Origin of the sequence: Salinispirillum marinum, from assembly GCF_042650105.1 — a bacterium.
GTDB classification, from domain to species: domain Bacteria; phylum Pseudomonadota; class Gammaproteobacteria; order Pseudomonadales; family Natronospirillaceae; genus Salinispirillum; species Salinispirillum marinum.
In genome coordinates this window covers 207,166-224,760 of record NZ_JBHSAL010000005.1, presented here as the reverse complement: position 1 = coordinate 224,760, position 17,595 = coordinate 207,166, and the positions used below count along the sequence as shown (strand labels likewise).

Annotated in this window: 20 protein-coding genes and 1 pseudogene; 9 read left to right on the top strand and 12 right to left on the bottom strand. The window is 52.8% G+C overall.

The window, feature by feature from the left end; translation table 11 throughout:
• The 3 genes and pseudogenes from ACFOSD_RS14515 to ACFOSD_RS14505 form a co-directional block, all read left to right on the top strand.
• The coding region (locus ACFOSD_RS14515; protein WP_380697820.1) for an IS3 family transposase at nt 1-581 on the top strand (581 nt) is incomplete at its 5' end.
• Between the two features lie 51 nt (nt 582-632).
• Nucleotides 633-851 (top strand): annotated as a pseudogene (locus ACFOSD_RS14510) (DUF6988 family protein); the annotation flags it as partial.
• A 161-nt stretch (nt 852-1,012) separates the two neighbouring features.
• Nucleotides 1,013-1,351 carry a type II toxin-antitoxin system HicB family antitoxin gene (locus tag ACFOSD_RS14505; protein ID WP_380697818.1) on the top strand — a complete coding sequence of 113 codons (339 nt, stop codon included), beginning with the start codon at nt 1,013-1,015 and terminating at the stop codon, nt 1,349-1,351.
• Between the two features lie 27 nt (nt 1,352-1,378).
• Here the strand turns inward: ACFOSD_RS14505 and ACFOSD_RS14500 are convergent, their stop codons facing one another.
• From ACFOSD_RS14500 to ACFOSD_RS14485, 4 genes are all read right to left on the bottom strand, one after another.
• Complete coding sequence (locus ACFOSD_RS14500; RefSeq protein ID WP_380697816.1) at nt 1,379-1,696, bottom strand: CcdB family protein; 318 nt, start codon at nt 1,694-1,696, stop codon at nt 1,379-1,381.
• Complete coding sequence (locus ACFOSD_RS14495; protein WP_380697814.1) at nt 1,696-1,941, bottom strand: type II toxin-antitoxin system CcdA family antitoxin; 246 nt, start codon at nt 1,939-1,941, stop codon at nt 1,696-1,698. Before ACFOSD_RS14495 ends, ACFOSD_RS14500 begins: the two co-directional genes overlap by 1 nt.
• Before the next feature lie 171 nt (nt 1,942-2,112).
• Nucleotides 2,113-2,529, bottom strand: coding sequence for a type II toxin-antitoxin system VapC family toxin (locus ACFOSD_RS14490; RefSeq protein ID WP_380697812.1), 417 nt, complete (start codon nt 2,527-2,529; stop codon nt 2,113-2,115).
• Complete coding sequence (locus ACFOSD_RS14485) at nt 2,516-2,749, bottom strand: FitA-like ribbon-helix-helix domain-containing protein (protein ID WP_380697810.1); 234 nt, start codon at nt 2,747-2,749, stop codon at nt 2,516-2,518. Before ACFOSD_RS14485 ends, ACFOSD_RS14490 begins: the two co-directional genes overlap by 14 nt.
• A gap of 135 nt (nt 2,750-2,884) precedes the next feature.
• Between ACFOSD_RS14485 and ACFOSD_RS14480 the strand changes: the two genes are divergently transcribed.
• Nucleotides 2,885-3,334 (top strand): GNAT family N-acetyltransferase, encoded by a 450-nt coding sequence (locus ACFOSD_RS14480; RefSeq protein WP_380697808.1) that lies wholly within the window; start codon nt 2,885-2,887, stop codon nt 3,332-3,334.
• Between the two features lie 153 nt (nt 3,335-3,487).
• Here ACFOSD_RS14480 and ACFOSD_RS14475 read toward each other — a convergent pair whose 3' ends face one another.
• Nucleotides 3,488-3,742 (bottom strand): Txe/YoeB family addiction module toxin, encoded by a 255-nt coding sequence (locus ACFOSD_RS14475; protein WP_380697806.1) that lies wholly within the window; start codon nt 3,740-3,742, stop codon nt 3,488-3,490.
• Nucleotides 3,739-3,990, bottom strand: a complete 252-nt coding sequence (locus tag ACFOSD_RS14470; RefSeq protein WP_380697804.1) for a type II toxin-antitoxin system Phd/YefM family antitoxin — start codon at nt 3,988-3,990, stop codon at nt 3,739-3,741. The genes ACFOSD_RS14475 and ACFOSD_RS14470 overlap by 4 nt, the downstream gene beginning before the upstream one ends.
• 112 nt (nt 3,991-4,102) lie before the next feature.
• On the opposite strand from ACFOSD_RS14470, the gene ACFOSD_RS14465 reads away from it, so the two are divergent.
• A complete protein-coding gene (locus ACFOSD_RS14465) occupies nt 4,103-4,480 on the top strand; it encodes a DUF2200 domain-containing protein (RefSeq protein WP_380697802.1) in 378 nt (125 codons plus the stop codon).
• A gap of 36 nt (nt 4,481-4,516) precedes the next feature.
• Here ACFOSD_RS14465 and ACFOSD_RS14460 read toward each other — a convergent pair whose 3' ends face one another.
• Complete coding sequence (locus ACFOSD_RS14460; protein ID WP_380697800.1) at nt 4,517-4,843, bottom strand: helix-turn-helix transcriptional regulator; 327 nt, start codon at nt 4,841-4,843, stop codon at nt 4,517-4,519.
• Entirely contained in the window at nt 4,830-5,168 is a 339-nt protein-coding gene (locus ACFOSD_RS14455) for a type II toxin-antitoxin system RelE/ParE family toxin (protein ID WP_380697798.1), read from the bottom strand. The genes ACFOSD_RS14460 and ACFOSD_RS14455 overlap by 14 nt, the downstream gene beginning before the upstream one ends.
• A 160-nt stretch (nt 5,169-5,328) precedes the next feature.
• On the opposite strand from ACFOSD_RS14455, the gene yddG reads away from it, so the two are divergent.
• Both yddG and fbp read left to right on the top strand, forming a co-directional pair.
• On the top strand, nt 5,329-6,216 hold the full coding sequence (gene yddG, locus ACFOSD_RS14450) for an aromatic amino acid exporter YddG (RefSeq protein ID WP_380697796.1): 888 nt from the start codon (nt 5,329-5,331) through the stop codon (nt 6,214-6,216).
• Between the two features lie 162 nt (nt 6,217-6,378).
• On the top strand, nt 6,379-7,404 hold the full coding sequence (gene fbp / locus ACFOSD_RS14445; RefSeq protein ID WP_380697794.1) for a class 1 fructose-bisphosphatase: 1,026 nt from the start codon (nt 6,379-6,381) through the stop codon (nt 7,402-7,404).
• Nucleotides 7,405-7,411: 7 nt separating this feature from the next.
• Here the strand turns inward: fbp and ACFOSD_RS14440 are convergent, their stop codons facing one another.
• From ACFOSD_RS14440 to ACFOSD_RS14430, 3 genes are all read right to left on the bottom strand, one after another.
• Complete coding sequence (locus ACFOSD_RS14440) at nt 7,412-9,637, bottom strand: putative bifunctional diguanylate cyclase/phosphodiesterase (protein WP_380697792.1); 2,226 nt, start codon at nt 9,635-9,637, stop codon at nt 7,412-7,414.
• The gene (locus tag ACFOSD_RS14435; protein WP_380697790.1) at nt 9,634-11,355 is read right to left on the bottom strand and encodes a sensor histidine kinase; all 1,722 of its coding nucleotides are present in this window, start codon (nt 11,353-11,355) and stop codon (nt 9,634-9,636) included. The genes ACFOSD_RS14440 and ACFOSD_RS14435 overlap by 4 nt, the downstream gene beginning before the upstream one ends.
• Before the next feature lie 149 nt (nt 11,356-11,504).
• Nucleotides 11,505-13,328 carry a bifunctional metallophosphatase/5'-nucleotidase gene (locus ACFOSD_RS14430; protein ID WP_380697788.1) on the bottom strand — a complete coding sequence of 608 codons (1,824 nt, stop codon included), beginning with the start codon at nt 13,326-13,328 and terminating at the stop codon, nt 11,505-11,507.
• 173 nt (nt 13,329-13,501) lie between these two features.
• Between ACFOSD_RS14430 and ACFOSD_RS14425 the strand changes: the two genes are divergently transcribed.
• Complete coding sequence (locus tag ACFOSD_RS14425; protein ID WP_380697786.1) at nt 13,502-13,918, top strand: CBS domain-containing protein; 417 nt, start codon at nt 13,502-13,504, stop codon at nt 13,916-13,918.
• Nucleotides 13,919-14,079: 161 nt separating this feature from the next.
• Nucleotides 14,080-16,527, top strand: coding sequence for an acyl-CoA dehydrogenase (locus ACFOSD_RS14420; RefSeq protein WP_380697785.1), 2,448 nt, complete (start codon nt 14,080-14,082; stop codon nt 16,525-16,527).
• Here the strand turns inward: ACFOSD_RS14420 and ACFOSD_RS14415 are convergent.
• Nucleotides 16,524-17,453 (bottom strand): FAD:protein FMN transferase, encoded by a 930-nt coding sequence (locus ACFOSD_RS14415; protein WP_380697783.1) that lies wholly within the window; start codon nt 17,451-17,453, stop codon nt 16,524-16,526. The two genes, ACFOSD_RS14420 and ACFOSD_RS14415, sit on opposite strands and share 4 nt — an antisense overlap.
• Between the last annotated feature and the right edge of the window lie 142 nt (nt 17,454-17,595).

Here is a 17,595-nt window from a genome sequence, read left to right as displayed (position 1 = left end):
GTATCACCACCATCCCAGACGAACTGGCCGAAAAGCCTCTCGACTTGGTGAATCGACAGTTTGTCGCCGAGCAGCCCAATCAACTCTGGGTGGCCGACATTACCTATGTGGCGACATGGTCAGGCTTTGTGTATGTGGCCTTTGTGGTCGACGTGTTCTCGCGTTACATCGTGGGTTGGCGTGTCCTTAAAAGCTTGCAGACCGACATTGTGCTGGACGCCTTGGAGCAAGCCCTTTGGGCGCGTGGCAAACCTAAAGGGGTAACCCATCACAGCGACCGAGGGAGCCAATACCTGTCGATACGCTATACCGAACGACTGGCTGAGGCGGGCTTTAAAGCGTCAGTAGGCAGTGTTGGCGACTCTTACGACAACGCTCTGGCCGAAACGATCAACGGCCTGTACAAAGCGGAGGTAATCCACAAAAATGGCCCTTGGAAGGGACTGGATGAAGTTGAACAGGCGACGTTAACGTGGGTTGACTGGTTCAACCATCGGCGGCTTCTGTCCTCCATCGGCGACATACCGCCCGCGGAGTATGAGATGCTGTATCATCAACGAGCTGAGTCAGCGGCAGCATGACTCAAATAAAACGCCCTCCGATAAAGTCGGGGTGATTCAAAAGCTCAAACTTGGAAGTCGCTAAATAGCCTTACTCACAGTGGTTATGAGCAGCTTCATCGACGGTTCAATGGGAATATACAGGAGCCGAACTACTCGGAGTTAGATCAGATTGCTATGCTTAACCATGCTAAAGCACACGCCTTTATCAGTGTACATATGATTTCTGTCGTGAGCGGCAACTCAGAGCTACAAAAGGCAATAGACGCAAAGGCCGAGCAAGACCTTTGAATGCTTTAACAATAATCCCTAGGTAGGCAACAATTCAAAAGTCACGACGAAAACGCATAATTCAGTAACTGCGCGTGCTGTCGGCGTTACAAACTATAGACTGCTGAACAGCGTCCAGATTGCCCGTTGACACAAGTATCAATAATGATACTGTTTCTTGCATGGCAAAAAATATTGATCGTTATACATACAGAGTAACTTGGTCTGAAGCAGATCAGGAGCACGTTGGCTTGTGCGTTGAATTCCCTAGCCTCAGTTTGTTGGCAGAAAATCCCGAGCTTGCGCTGAAAGGTATTCGTCAGTTGGTTCATGATTGCGTTGCGGATATGCAGCAAAGTGATGAGCCGGTTCCAGAGCCGTTATCTTCCAAACAATTCAGCGGAAAATTTATGGTGCGCGTGCCACCAGAAACACATCGTCAATTAACCATTGAGGCAGCCGAGTCGGGTGTTAGTTTGAACCGATTGATTTCCAGCAAACTACATCAGCCCCGCACCTAAGCAGTCGCTCTGCCACTTTAAAGTCGCTTATATACCAGCAAGCACGAAATCGATGGCGGCAATAATCTCGGAACGATAGGCGGATAGGTCATAATGTTGGCCGCGCAGTTGGCTGCGCTCAATCCCGGCAATGTCTTGGGTGATTGCGATAAGCGTTTCGCCATTGAGTGTGAAAGACGGGTTTAGTCTCGTTAGGCGCATCGGTGCCGCGATGTGTGCCGGAGAGAGTGGTATGACGACTGTCGTTTTCAGCTCGCTCAGCAAGTCGCTTTGAATATCCAGCAGGTAGGGGTATTGCCGTTGCGACGCGGGATTAGCGTTCTGATAAGCAAAAAATTGTGCCATTAGAACTTCCTTACGCTGTCGCTGAATGTGCCGCTGGTTTCAACATGTTCATTGTAGGCTTTAATGGCGTCGGCGTTCTCACGCAGCCACTGTGCCCGTTGCCCGTTTCGTACCTGTTCAGCTAATGCGTGCTCCAGCGTTGCAGATAGGTTGATGTTAAGCCCTCGAGCCTTTTCAAGTAAGTCGCTGTTTATGCTGACATTCGTCGGCTTTTTAGGGGCTTGGGTGTTGTAGATAGGGTTCATGGTCACACCTTCATACGGGCAATGCGTATATGGTATGCGCATGTAGCGTGATGGGCAAGGTGTATGCTCAACGGCGTTGTCGCCCTTTCAGGGCTTGGAGAATGTCAGGTACGTACCCAAGAATAGCGCATGACATGCCGTAGCCATCGCGCCCTTAGTTACTGACTATGTTCAGGTGAATGGGTTAAGCAGTTTTACTCCGGTGGGAGCGAAATCTTTAACATTCCGTGTAACAACGGTGAGTTCGTACAGCAGTGCGGTAGCGGCAATTTGCTTGTCTAGAGCGTTTTCGTGCTTAGGTACTCTAAGCTTCCCCCATACTTGTGCTTCTTCACGATCAAACGGCAGGATACTTTGTTCGTATTCTGTAAGCAGGGTGGTTAACCAGGTTTCAAGTTGCTGTGCTTGAATGTCATCGCCACGATGCCGCATTAACTCAATGCCCCGGCGCAGTTCACCCACGGTGATGACGCTTAAATAGAGATCGCTGGCATCACGCGTTACCTGTTCGAAAAAAGAGCGGACACCCGCGTTCATTTTAGACTTTTTGCGCAGTTCGCTGACCACGTTGGTGTCAAGCAAATACATCGCTTACCTCACCATCTTGCTTGCGCTCGAAGTCAGAATCTTCACCCACAGAAGGTATGGCTTGTAGGGTGTCAAGCAGGCTTTTTTTCTTGGGGCGCAGAAGTGCTTTTTCTAATATCTTGCGGTGCTCGGCTTCAGCGCTGATGCCATGCAGGCCTGCTCTTGCTTTGAGCGCTTTCACCACCTCGTCGTCAATATTGCGCACGATTAAATTTGCCATTGCAGTTACCCTGAGTCGTTGAAAGTAAAATGATAGCATTGCAATCGTTTTGAAGTCGATGCGCTATACCCTCCTCATTTTTCCATGGGCTATAAAATGATATAAGTGGCTTACATATAGAGGTGTTTTTCCGGTATGAAAATTCGGGCGTTTCAAGACGGTGACATGGAAGCAATAACGGAAATCTACGCGCTGTCGAAGCTGGATGAGCTGCGCTACGAAAGCGGGACGTTTGAGTTGTTGACCTTAGCGCAGGACGAGCCACGCTTGCAGGCGCTGATGGCGTCCAAGATATTTGTGTATGACGATGGCGGTGTTCTAGGCTATGGGGCGGTGTTTGAACATGAAATTCGAGCGTTGTTTGTGCATCCGCAGGCGCGTGGTAAAGGGGTAGGGAAGAGCCTGCTGGAACACTTGATTTCTCATGCTGGAACGCCTGCTGTGCTTTATGTTGCCAAGAGTAACGCGCCAGCCAAAGCGATGTATCAGAAGTATGGCTTTGCGGTCACCAAGGAGTTTGAGACGCTCTACAATGGTAAGCCCGTTTTGGCGAATGAGATGGTGCGGGAAAGTGGCTGTGTATAGAGTGGTCGTTCTGGCTATAGCTTCTCTAAGCGGATACGAGTACGCCTTGCCTCGTCTCGGAAGGCACTCGTGGCGGGTGGCCATGATAGCGTCCTCTAAGTGGTTTGCGGATTGCTTCAGTGGTTATGGCATGGCTAGAGGGCGAGCGTTAATTCAGTAGTGATACCGAAGTTGTGCGATATACAAGGCGTCATCCGTGACTTTGTAAACCATGCGGTGTTCTTCATTGATTCGGCGCGACCAGTAACCGGCAAGGTTATGTTTAAGGGGCTCTGGTTTACCAACACCGGCAAGCGGTTCTCGTTGAGTTTCCTTGATCAGCTTGTTGATTCGGCTAAGGATCTTTTTGTCGGTTTTCTGCCAGTACACATAGTCTTCCCATGCGTGTTCGGAGAAGATGAGTTTCATTCAAGCAGTTCCTTTTCTTCACCGCCGCCTTGTTCCAGCTCGGCAACGGATTCCAGTAAACGACGGGCGTTCGTCGGTGCGCGCAGGAGATAGGCTGTTTCTTGCAGCGCTTCGTAGTCTTCCAGTGAGATCATGACTACGGACGGTGACTTGCTTCGCGTGATAATTACAGGAGAATGGTCTTCACAGACCTGCTCCATGGTTTTTGCTAGGTTAGTTCGCGCGGCTGTATAACTGATGGCATCCATATGACTGCTCCTGTACAGGATGTTGTTCATGTGCAGAATACCGTACAGGTGGTGAATTAACAATCGGGATTAAGTCGTAAATCATTGTAGTGCTTTCAAACCGGAGAAACTGATGACTGACCACAAAATATTCCATATGCCCTTTGCCAAGGTATACCCGATGTACGTGCAAAAGGCGGAGCGCAAAAATCGCACGCAAGCGGAAGTCGATGAGGTCATTTGTTGGCTGACGGGTTACAGCCAGGAAGGTTTGCAAGAGCAGGTTGCGGCGGGGAACGATTTCACGACGTTTTTTGCCCAAGCGCCAAACATGAACCCGAACGTTGCGTTGATCAAGGGCGTGGTGTGTGGGGTGCGGGTGGAGGACATTGAGCACCCGTTGATGCGTAACATCCGTTATATGGACAAGTTGATTGACGAGCTGGCAAAGGGCAAGGCGATGGAGAAGATACTGCGCCAGCGGGTGTTGGCCTTGGCGGGTAGCGACTAAATTATACCGGCACTACGGACAGTGACCAGATGAAGATTATCTGGTTGTTGCGCCGCCAGAAATAGCGGTTGCCAGGTCATTCGGTGTGGCACCGAGGGCAAGTAGTGATTTCATGATCAAGTCTAGAGAAACACTAGGTTCCCCAGCTTCCATTTTTGCCACACGAGATTGACTGGAATGCACAAGCTTGGCGACATCTGCTTGGCTCAGCTTCTTGATTAAGCGTCGTTCACGCAGAGCATGGCTTAGGGCAAGCTTCATTTCTATATATGCTGACTCTTCTGGGGTGAGACCTAAAAATTCATCGGTACTGCCTATGTGCCAGCCAGCAGCTTCCAACTTTGTGCGTTTACTGGACTGCATTGTCGTAGCTCCTAAGTCGGGACTTACACACATCAATAATCGATTTTGGTGTGGTCGTTGTTTTCTTTTGAAACACTTCCGCAATGATAATGGCATCAGTGTCGATGCGATAAATTATGCGCCAAATTTTATCCTTATCTGTGATGCGTAACTCATGGCATTGCGCCCCAATCGTTGGCATTGGCCTTGAATGTGGCATTGAAAGCTTTTCACCACGCTGTAGTAGTCGCAAACAATAGCCCGCCTCTAGGCGGGCAGAGTCTGAAAAGGGTGGTGATTTAATAATTCCATGCAGCCAAACGAGTGGCTTATCCTTAATGTTCATACGGCAAGGCTATGTCAAATAAGACATTACTTCAAGCCTTCTCCATCTGCTCCGCAGCCTGCTTTTCCGCCAACGCTTGGTATCGACCTTGGCGGAGCTTTATCGCTAGAATGCGCAACCGAAATTTTTCGTGCCTCCATAACTACTAGGTATCCCGTTTATGACTGTCATCAATAAGGCAACGTTGATTGGCTCAGTTTCGGTGCTCCTATGGGGCACGCTGGCGTTATTGACCAAGCTAACGGGCGGGGCGATTCCAGAGTTTCAACTGTTGGCGATGACGTTCGGCATTGCGTTCTTGTTGATGGCAGTACGTTGGTGGCGCGCGGGGCACATGGGTCTGCGTTTCGCGCGGCAACCGGTGCTGGCATGGTGTCTCGGTGTTGGTGGCCTGTTTGGTTATCATTTTGTTTATTTCAAAGCGATGACGCTGGCACCGGCGGTGGAAGTAAGCTTACTGGCGTACTTGTGGCCGTTGTTGATCGTTATCTTTTCGTCGTTATTGCCCGGCGAATCTCTGCGGGCGCAGTATTTGGTGGGTGCAGGGCTGGCACTGGTGGGCTGTTGGCTGCTGATCGGCGGTAACGTCGATGGGTTTTCGCGTGAGTTCCTGCCCGGCTACGTTGCGGCGCTGATGTGTGCGCTGATTTGGTCGTCGTATTCGGTGCTCAGTCGCCTTGTGCGTACCGTTCCAACGGATGCTGTGGGCTGGTTTTGCGGGGTTACGGCAGTACTGGCGCTGCTGTGCCATTTGATGCTGGAAGAAACAGTCTGGCCAGCCGGGTGGGCGCAGTGGGTCGGTGTGGTTGGCTTGGGTTTGGGGCCGGTCGGCTTGGCGTTTTTTACGTGGGACCATGGGGTAAAACACGGCAACATTCAGTTGTTGGGCACCTTGGCTTATGGCGCGCCGTTAATTTCTGTTCTGCTGTTGCTTCTGGCGGGCTATGGCTCGGCCACTTTGGCGGTGCTGAGTGCCAGCCTGTTCATCGTCGGTGGCTCGCTGATTGCGGGTCGAGCACGAAAGAAGCCTCTCCCTGTCAATCCTTAATCCACGTTAGCGGCGAATTTGGACCTGTGCGACAAAACCAATTCGGGTTATTGTATATCCGCAGTCGCATTTGGCGTGTTAGCCAGTGCCTAGCGGGCATAAATGACCAGAAAAACATAATTAGAGAGACCCTATCAACTTCACAAGGCAGGATTTATCGGCATGTCCAAACTCATTACGTTGGGTGAGTACGTCATTCATAAGCAGCAGGATTTTCCGCATGCTACGGGTGAACTCAGCCAGATTTTCGGGGCCATTCGGTTGGCATCGAAAATTGTGCATCGGGAAATTAATAAGGCGGGCCTGGTAGACATTATCGGGGCGTCCGGCTCGGACAACGTGCAAGGCGAACAACAGCAAAAGCTGGACGTTTACGCCAACGAAAAATTCAAAGCAGCCATGGAGGCACGCGGGCAAATTTGCGGGATGGCATCGGAAGAAGAGGACAGTTTTATCTCGTTCAATGAAGGGCATTCGAAGGGCAGCAAGTACGTGTTGCTGATCGACCCCTTGGATGGTTCTTCAAACATTGATGTCAACGTGTCGGTCGGCACCATCTTTTCGATTTATCGCCGTATTTCACCGCTTGATGGCCCTGTACAATTGGAAGACTTCTTGCAACCCGGCAACAAACAGGTTGCCGCGGGCTACGTGATTTTCGGTTCGTCCACCATGTTGGTCTATACCACCGGTAATGGCGTACACGGGTTTACCTTTGACCCGTCCATCGGGGTGTTCTATCTGTCGCACGAGAACATGCGCACACCGGAAGACGGGAAAATCTACTCCATCAACGAAGGCAACTACATCAAGTTCCCGCAAGGGGTGAAGCAATATTTGAAGTATTGTCAGGAGATGGACCCGGAAACCAACCGGCCCTACACCTCGCGCTACATCGGTTCGCTGGTGTCGGACTTTCACCGCAATATGATCAAGGGGGGCATTTATATGTACCCTTCCTACGCCAATGCACCGAACGGCAAGTTGCGGTTGCTGTACGAATGTAATCCTTTGGCGTGGATTGCCGAGCAGTCTGGCGGTAAGGCCACCGATGGCAGACGACGCATTCTCGACATAGAACCGACAGAACTGCACCAGCGCGTGCCGTATTATGTTGGGTCAAAAAATATGGTCGAGAAGGCGGAGGAATTTTTGCGTAAGTGCCCGGATTTGAACGGGGCGTCTTAACGGTACGTTAAGGCTTCGGACATTTGGCGAGAAAGGCCATCAGCTCGTCGGCAGGCAGGGGTTTGGCGTACAAAAACCCCTGCGCTTCGGCGCAATTCATGGCACGCATGAGCAGTTCCTGACGTTCGGTTTCAATGCCTTCGGCAATGGTGTGCAATTTCAACCGTTGCCCTAACCGGACGATGGTTTCGGCGATGATGGCACCACTGGGTCGGTCCAAGGCTTGCACAAAGCTACGGTCGACCTTGATGCGGTCGAGCGGCAATTGGCGCAAATAGTTCAACGAAGAAAAGCCGGTGCCAAAGTCATCCAAGGCGATCTGTACACCCAGCGTTTTGAGCTTGCGCAACACATTCACCACGGTGTCCGGTTCATCCATGATCACCGATTCGGTAATCTCCAGTTCAATTTGTTGTGGATTGACGCCGTGATATTTCAAGTGCCGTGCAACCTGTGCGGGAAACTCGGTTTGGCGAAACTGCGGCATAGAAACGTTCACTGCGATGCGCAGGTTGCGGTGTCCGGCATGCTCCAGCCGTTTTAACATCAAGCAGGCTTGATTGAGCACCCATTCCCCTAATTCAATGATGAGGCCGGAGTATTCCGCAACCGGAATGAATACATCCGGGCCAATCATGCTGCCATCGGCTTGCGGCCAACGTAACAGGGCTTCGAGCCCAATGACTTCGCGGTTGGCAAGGTCAATCTGCGGCTGATACCACACACACAGGGCTTCATCGGCGTAGGCTTTGCGCAACGCATGGGTCATTTCTATGCGTTGCTCGGTGGCTCTTTCCATGTTGGGGTCGTAATACACGAAGCGGTGGTCGCTCTGCTTTTTGGCCATGTTCAGGGCAATATTGGTGCGCTTGAGTATGGTTAAACCGTGTTGGCCCAAGGTGCTGAAACGCGCCAACCCCATGGTGATGCCGACCGGTAAGGCTTGTCCTAATACGGTGAATGCCAGCTCGAACAGCGCCAGTAAACGGTCGGGCTGCAAACGCTCGGCGGGCCCTACCAGCCCGAACACATCGGCATCTACCCGCGCCAGCACCACGTCACCCAAGGCACTCTGGAGCCGCTTGGCAACAGCCTGTAAGAGCACGTTTCCGGTTTCTTGGCCCAGGCCGTCGTTGATGTCGGAGAAATGGTCAAGGTCAATCAGGACGGCGACATACGCATCGGTGTTCTCTTGCCGCGCCTGTTCTTCCAGCAACCGAATAAATTCATTGCGGTTGGGGAGGCGGGTTAACGGGTCGATGTATGCGGCATGACGCAGTTGCTGGAACAGGGTGATGTTTTCATAACCGATGGTGATGTTGTGTAAAAACACTTCAATGAGTTGGCGGTCTTGTTCTGCTATTGCGCGTTGGGAGCGAATAAAGACGGCCGCCGCGTGCCGTCCACTGCCCACAAACAAGGTGGTGTCTTGCTCGGCAAATTGGTGCTGCTGCTCTGTTAGGCAGGTTTCTATCTGTTGCACGATGTACGGGTCGGGTAGGGCGCTGAGTTCGCATTGCAGGAATTCGGCGTACTGCCCGGCGGAGCCAATCACATGCACGCGCTCGCCTTCGTGACCGCTGTCGTCGATGCGGGCACAGAGTACCCCTTCGGCGCGCAGGCCCAATAGCGAGGCAATTTGCGTCACTACGCCGTCGGCAAACCCTTGCAGTGAGGTGATTTCCATCAAGCTGATGCCGGCATGAATGATTTTTTGCAGGCCATGTCGGTTTTGGTTGATGGTGCTGATTTGTTGATAAGAACGGATGGCGGCCACCACCGCGGTCACCAGATGTGCACGAGTGAGTTCGCTCTTGGTTTTGTAGTCGTTGATGTCGTAGTCCAGCACCACCCGTTCTTCCGGGGCATAGCCCGGCTGGCCGGTGCGTAAAATGATGCGGATGTCATGATTGTTCAGTTCTTGCCGAATTTGCTCGACCGCGTGTAGCCCGGCATTGTCATGTTCCATGACGACATCCAGCAACACCAGCGCGATGTCCGGGTGTTGACGCAAGATCTTCAAGGTTTCTTCGGCACTGTACGCACTGATGAAATTCAGCGGGCGCCCCAGTATTTCCAAACCGTTCAGAGCCAGCCGGGTCACCTGATGGATTTCCGGGTCGTCGTCGGCGATAAGCACTTGCCAAAAGGTATGGGCGCGCTCACTCGGTTCCAGCCGTTCCGGTTCGGCGGCGAATACGAGTTCGTCTGAGACAGGCTTTGGTGTTGTCATACGGCGGGTTCGGTTTCCACAACAACAGGTGCCTTTAAGGGTAGATGTATTTCAAAGCAGACGCCACTGCCAGACGCCGGAGACATTAGGGTAATCTGTCCACCGAGCAGTCCAACCACAATGTTGTGCACAATGTGCATACCTAACCCGCTGCCGCCTTTACCGAGACGCGTGGTGAAGAACGGGTCAAACACTTTGCCGTGAAACGGGGCCGGAATGCCGACACCGTCGTCACGATAGGTTATCTGAACCTGTTCTGCGTCGGGTGCGGTGGCAACGATATCAATGGTGCCACCGGAGCGGCCTTCAAAGCCGTGCTCCAGAGAATTGATGATCAAGTTGGTCAGCACCTGCCCCAACGGCCCGGGAAAACTGTCCATAATCAGGTTGTCTGGAATGTTCACTCGTACATGGTGACTGGACGTTTTCAGTTTGGGATGCAGTGTTGTTAATACTTCATCGACCATGGTGGATAAGCCGAATTCGCGCCGCCGTTCACTGGTTTGATCGACTGAGACTTTTTTGAAACTGGTGATGAGGTCGGCCGCGCGACGGATATTTTGTTCAATGATTTTGGCGGTATCGGTGTTGCCCACCAGAAACTGCTCCAGATCCGAGCGCTTAAGCGTGCTTTCAGCGAGTTGTTTTACGATGATTTCGCTACGGTCGTTTAACGTCGTTGCGGCCAGCAAGGCGTTGCCAACCGGGGTGTTCAATTCGTGCGCGATGCCAGCCACCAGGCTCCCTAGCGAGGCAAGCTTCTCCTGTTTCATCAGGGTATTTTGGGCGTCGTTCAGGCGCTCAAACAGTTCACGCAACGCGATGGTTTTTTCTTCTACTTTTTGTTGTACCCGATACTGTTGTTGCAGCAGGTTGTATAGCGTGATGGTGAGCAATACCGTGATGATCAGACCAGCGACCCCAACGGCATAGGACAGCCGTTGATCTGGCATCAGACCGCTGTCGGCGTCGAATTCCCATGCCAGCTCCCAGACGTATTCACCCATATCAATCTGCACGCTATGGCTGGCGTCCAGTTGGGTGGGTAGGGGCGCGGTGGTGGAGTGGTTAAAGTCTCCGGACGTGGGGTGTAGTACGCGCAATGTATTGTTGCTGGTTAAGAGGGCAGCGGTCACCTCTTGCATCAATGCGGTGAAGTCCACCACCATCAGGAGAATACCCGCTTGTCCGGCGTTTTGTGTGGTGACGGCCATGCTGCCATAACTGCGCTGCCGTTGTGCGAATAGTGGCCCGATAATGACTTGATTGGGTTGCGCGAGCGCCCTGTTCACCGTGTACAGCAGCGCTGCTTCGTTAATGCTTTGGCCCGACACGGGCAACAGATCAAGGTTGCTTGACGACTGTTGGGTGATCCATTCACCCGCGGCACTTTGGGTCACAAAGGCAATGTTAGGCGAATGCCGTGCTTGTGTGCTTTGTTGAAATAATTGCGTTGCTTCGGTGAGTTCGTTTTGGGTGACCTCTTCCGAACCCGTGTATAAGGTGAGTGCGGCCATGAGTGGTTCACGTTCCCGCCAGACTCGGTAACTCAACTCGGCGCTGACTTGTTCGGCTTCGGCTACGGATTGCTCATACCAGAGCTGCACGCTCGCCTGACGGAGTAAGGTTACGGCCGTACTGGTGATCGCCAACCCTAAAAGCAAAGTGATGCTCAGCGTTAAGGCGCGAGACAGTGGAGTGCGACTGAGGCGTGTCATTGCAGCAACAGCCTTGTGCAGATGGTTAGTCGAAACATAGTCCTTACCGAATTGACGAAACGGTCAAAGTATAGATCGAAGTTGGACTTTGTGCTTTTTTTGTTCAATAAAAAAGGGGCCGAGGCCCCTTAGAACATCCTAAATTTACCTTACTGGCGGAACGACTGCGTGCTGTATTCGCTATACGGCAAGCGGGTCACGGTGCCAACGCTGCGCACATAATCAACGAATGATTGTGCATAGTCGAGGTAGGTGTTGGTGACACGCCCATCGCGATAGATCTCACCGAACGTCAGGTAACCGTCTTGTCCCCGTGCAATGAAATCATTGGTTACGACGGTATAGGTGCGATTCATATTGATGGCAGACCACTGAGTGGCGTCTTTCAGCTTCACTTGCAACTGGCTGACACGCTGCCCTTTCGGCTGGGTGGCGTCTACATGGAAGCGCAGGCCAGAAGCGTAGGGGTATGCGCCGGTTGAACCGCCGGGTTGCAGAGCGAAATCCAGTGCATCTTCCAAGACCGCTTTAATTTCAGCGCCGGTCATTTCCAAGTTGACCAAGGTGTTGGCAAACGGCAGCAGTTGATACGCCAAGCCGACAGTGAGGTCGCCTGCTGGGACGTCAATGCGCACGCCACCGCCGTTTTGAATAGCAATGTCGGATTCCAGACTCATTTCTTTGAACGCCAAAGCGACTAAGTTAGAAATATCTGAACCGTATTGCGCGGTTTCACTCGGCGCACAGATGTTGCTGCGTGATTCGCCAGGAATACGGACCAAGCAGAGGTTGTCTGTACTGCGGCCGATCACATCCTGCTTCAGTACATCAACTTGCGCGGTATAGGTGCTCAAGATATCTGCAGCTTGTGCGTCGGGTGTAACTTGCATTAACACGGGGCTAGCTGATATTTCAGCCAAAATCTGGTTCAAAGTATCTTCACCAACAGGCACACGCTGACCTTCGCTGTTACGACGGAGGAAGGTATCGCCCAGTGGCAGATGTGGATTACCGCCACAGCTCGCCACATTGCCGTTGTCATCCCAGCTCACTTGCAGCTCACCCACAATCAGGGAGTATTCCCAAGCCTGAGCGATACACACGGTGTTGCCGGTAGCGTCACTTACCACGGTAGGGTATGGGCCCGCTGGGCTCAAGCCATACTGCGCGAAGTCATCACCCAATAAGGTGTGCGAATCACCACCGATGATGGCATCGACACCACGCAGTTGGCGTGCCATGGCAATGTCGTTTTCGTACTGGTAGTGCGTTACCAGGACGATTTTATCAATGCCCATGGCGGTCAGTTCATCGATATAGCGCTGCGCCGTTTCGACTTCGTCCAGGAACACGGTGGTGGCATCCGGCTTGGATGAGTTCTTGGTTTTGTTGGCGATATCAATGCCAATAAAGCCGACTTTGGCGCTGCCGAAGGACTTAATGACGTAAGGGTCGAAGGAGTCCCACTGGCTGTTGGGTGTGAGCGGCGAAACACCGACTTCAGGCACCACGTTGGCCGAGATTACGCTGGTGTTGCAGTCGCCTTCGTTCAAATAGCCTAAGAAGTTCGCCAGACCCGCATCGCCGTCGTCAAATTCGTGGTTACCCAGCGTGAAAACGTCAAAGCAGGCTTCGTTCATCATGGCGGCATCGGCTTCGCCTTTGAACAGGGTGTAATACAGGTCGCCGGTAATGGCGTCGCCCGCGTGCACTTTAACGCTGTGTTCCGCCTGCGCTTCGAGTGTTTTGATCAAACTGACGGCGCGCGGAAAACCACCAATTTCAACCCGCGTGCGCTCACCGTCTAACATTAAGTCGGTGCCGCTGTTTGGGAATAAGCGAGAGTGGTGGTCGTTCATGTGAATGATGGTAAGGTCGAGTGCGCCAGAGCCATCGGAGGGTGCCAACATGGCGCAACCGCTCAAGGTTAAGATGGCGGCAGCAGCGCCGGTTAAAAGCCACTGTTTTTGCATGGAAGTGTTCCTTTCATAGAAAGTTAATGGTTGCAGGTTTGACCTTGGCCTAAACCTACTCTTCTCATTGGTTCTTGTTCTGGGCAATATAGAACGCCAATGTGTCAGAGTGACGACATTGACGCAACAAAAATTGACTTCATGGTCAGTTGAGCCGTTTGAGGAGAGTTCACATGGCCGTAGCCGACATTATGACGCGTAAAGTGGTCTCCATAGGGATGGACGACACCCTGGAAGACGTGAAGCATATTTTCGACAACACGCAGTTTCATCACTTGCTGGTGATTCAGAGTGGTAACTTGGTGGGGGTGATTTCTGACCGCGACCTGTTTAAAGCCATTAGCCCGAACTTAGGCACGGCGGCGGAAACATGGAAAGACCTCGCTACCCTGAGTAAAAAAGTGCATCAGGTGATGACGCGAAAATTGGTGGTCATTCGGGAGAATGCGCCCATCTTTGATGCCGTTGAAATGATCAATCAGCATCGGGTGTCCTGTTTACCGGTGGTGGATGAACGGGGTAAGGTCGCCGGTATACTGTCATGGCGGGACATTTTGCGTGAACTGGAGCATGCCCGACGCATCAAGTAGTGCTTGTTTACGCGCAGCAAAAAGCGACCTGTCGTGTTCATCTATTGTTGCCAAAACCGAACAGGTGCTATTTTTTTAACGCATAAGCTGGTAACTCCCTCCGCAACCCGCTAAATTCAAACGTGCGTTTAAATTCGACAACGTTCACTGTTGAGGTTGCCATGAATCATCTGCTCGTTCTACTTGTTGCCATTGTGGTGTTGTTCGCGGTGATGCGCCGTGAGCTGGGTGCTGTGGCCGGTATCATTGCGTTTGCCGGTTTGGCGGTATTGGGGTTTTATTTGCGCAGCCCGTTATTGGCGCTGTTATTCATCATGGGCGGTGGTATTACTGCAGCGGCAGGCTTGCCGATGTTCCGGCGACAGTGGTTAACCCCGCAGATTTTTGCCATTTTCAAGAAAGTAGCCCCGAAAGTATCACCCACGGAGCAGGTAGCATTAGATGCCGGTACGGTGGGTTGGGACGGGCAATTGTTTTCGGGCCGACCAGACTGGCAACAATTGTTGAACCAGCGTTACAGCGGCCTGACCGAGGAAGAACAAGCCTTTTTAGATAACCAATGCAGCAAAGCCGTGAGCATGTGCAATGCATGGGAAATTGCCGTTGAGCGTGCCGACATGCCCAAAGAATTGTGGGACTTCCTGAAGCAAGAGAAGTTCTTCGGCATGATCATTCCGAAAGAATACGGCGGTTTGCATTTCTCGGCGAAAGCCCAGTCAGCGGTGTTACAGAAACTGGCCGCGAATGAAACCTTGATGTCGACCGTTGGGGTGCCGAATTCCTTAGGCCCCGGCGAATTGCTGGTGAAGTACGGCACCGATGAGCAAAAGAACTATTATCTACCGCGCTTGGCGGATGGTCGTGAAATTCCTTGTTTTGGCTTAACCGGCCCGCGCGCCGGCTCGGATGCCACCTCTATTCCTGATACCGGCATCGTGTGCAAAGGCACTTTTGACGGTAAGGAAACACTGGGTATTCGGCTGAATTTTGAAAAACGCTGGATAACCTTAGCGCCCATTGCCACGGTGGTGGGTTTGGCGTTCCGCATGTTCGATCCCGATGGCCTGCTGGGCGATAAGAAAGACATTGGTATCACTTGTGCGTTGATTCCGCGTGGTACAGACGGCATGGAAATCGGGCGGCGGCATCATCCTATTGGCAGTCCGTTCATGAACGGTCCGATCAAGGGTAAGGATGTTTTTATCCCGCTGGATTGGATCATCGGCGGTGTGGATATGGCCGGACAAGGCTGGCGTATGCTGGTGGAATGCTTGTCCGTTGGACGCTGCATTACCTTGCCGTCCGGTGCCAGTGGTTCGGCGCGCTATGCCGTGGGTTGGTCGGGCGGTTTCACGCGCGTACGCCGACAGTTCAATACCTCGGTGGCGAACATGGAAGGTGTACAAGAGCCGTTGGCGCGTATGTCAGCCATGGCCTACATCGCCCGTGCAACGGTATCGCATACCGCGAACATGATTGATAACGGTGAGAAGCCGGCGGTGCCGTCGGCCATTCTTAAAAGCCAACTGACCGAGTTTCAGCGCCAAATCATGATGGATGCCATGGACGTTCATGGCGGCCGTGCGGTGACCTTGGGGCCGCGCAACTATTTGGGTGTGGGCTTTTCGGCGACGCCAGTGGCCATCACGGTGGAAGGCGCGAACATCATGACGCGCTGCTTGATGATCTTCGGGCAGGGCGCGATTCGTTGCCATCCGTGGGTGTTGGCGGAACTGGAAGCGAAGAACAACGACGATATCAAAGCCTTCGATAAAGCCTTCTTTGGCCATGCCGGGCTGATCATGGGTAACGCGGCGCGCGCCTTTAGCGCGGCCTTGGGTGTTCCTACTGGCAACAACCCGTTCGATGCGGCGGCTGCACCCTATGCGAAAGCCGTGAATCGTTTCAGTGCGGTATTGGGCTTGCTGTCCGATGCGGCCATGACCACCTTAGGCGCGACCTTGAAACAACGTGAAATGTTGTCCGGTCGCTTGGGCGATATTTTGTCGAACCTGTACTTGCTGTCGATGGTATTGAAACATTGGCATGAAGGGAAAAAAGTACCGGGTGAAGAAGCGTTAATGCGCTACAGCGCCGAGTTTCTGCTGCATCGTATAGAGAATGCGGTGTCGGGTGTGCTGGACAACCTGCCGCAGCGTTTGGTGGCCATGAAATTGCGTGCCTTGGTGATGCCGTTGGGTCGCCGTTGGCCAATGCCATCCGACCGTTTGGTCGCTGCCATTGCGCAGGATGTGTCCAGCGACAGCCCATTGCGCAGCTATCTGATTGAAGATACCTGGGACACGCAAGAAGACGGCGCGGTGGAAAATCCATTGGCGCGCTACAACGCCTTGCTGCACGACTACGACAAAGCGGAAGGCATTTATCGTACCGTGAGTAAAGCCTACGCCAAAGGTGAATTGCCGATGACGGCGTTGCATCCTGAAGAGCGTATTGCGGCGGCGGCAGAAGCTGGATTGATCTCAACCGACGACGCCACCTTTATGACAGCGTTTGAAGCCGAAGTGCTGGATATGTTAACGGTGGATGATTTTGCCTTTGACGAGCCCGCGCGCCACAAAGACAAAATCGTGCAGCATAACGCTTAAGATTCTTCTCGAAACACCCAATGCGGAACGCCTTGCGCGTTGAGGAAAGCTTCCGCATGCGGGCCATGCAACATGGCCAAGGTCGAAAAGATACCCGCCTCCGTGCAGGTGTCAGCGGCCACAGTAACCGAGCGGGGTGCGCCTACCACAGGCCACCCCGTTTTTGGGTTTAGAATATGCCCGTAACGTTGCCCTTGATGTTCCCACGCCCGCCGGGTGTCGCCGCTGGTGGCCAATGCACCGGCTTGCAGTGTCAGTGCACCTATAGCTTGGTGCACAGACAGCGGATGTTCAATACCCAATACCCATGGCTCACCGTTGGTTCGAGGCCGGTTGCAGCGTAAGTCACCGCCCATGTTGACCACCAGTGGAACGTCCAACGCCTGATCTAACAGCGCACACAAGCGGTCGACCGCGTATTCTTTTCCTATTCCCCCGAAATCGATCTGCATACCCGTCAGCAACGTTAACATAGGCGCATCCCATTGAACCTTGTCCCAGCCGACATGCTGCAAAACCGACTGCACGGCGGCATCTGCGGGTGGTTTGAATGCACCCTGAGCCGTTGCGTCGCTGCCAAAACGCCAAAGTGCACGCAGTGTGCCTGACGTGATATCAAACAAGCCCTGGCTCAAGGCATAACATTGGTCGGCAAAGTTCAATAATTGCGCGGTTTCCGGATCGACCGTCACGGATTTTCCGGCGTTTTGATTGATCTGGGACAGGACGCTGTCGGGACGAAAACGACTGAACTTCCGTTCGATGCGCCAGGCTTCCTCGGCGGCAGCTTCGAGTGCTGACTGAAGGGTGTCAGTCTGCTGCGCGCCAGCGTCTACAAGTATCTCGCACGGGCTGGCCATGGCGGTGAAGGTAGTGCGCCAGAGCTGTCGCTCTTTGTCATGTGTCACCGTTAATGCAGACGTCATAGCGCTTTATGCTTATTTAGGGTTTGCTGAAGGCCAATAAAGAAAAGGGGCCATAGCGCGAACTGAGTCACAGTTTGACGTTCGCGTGCTATCGCTCTCATGGTGCGCTGCCTACAATTCTCAATCATCTATTCTTGGCGCA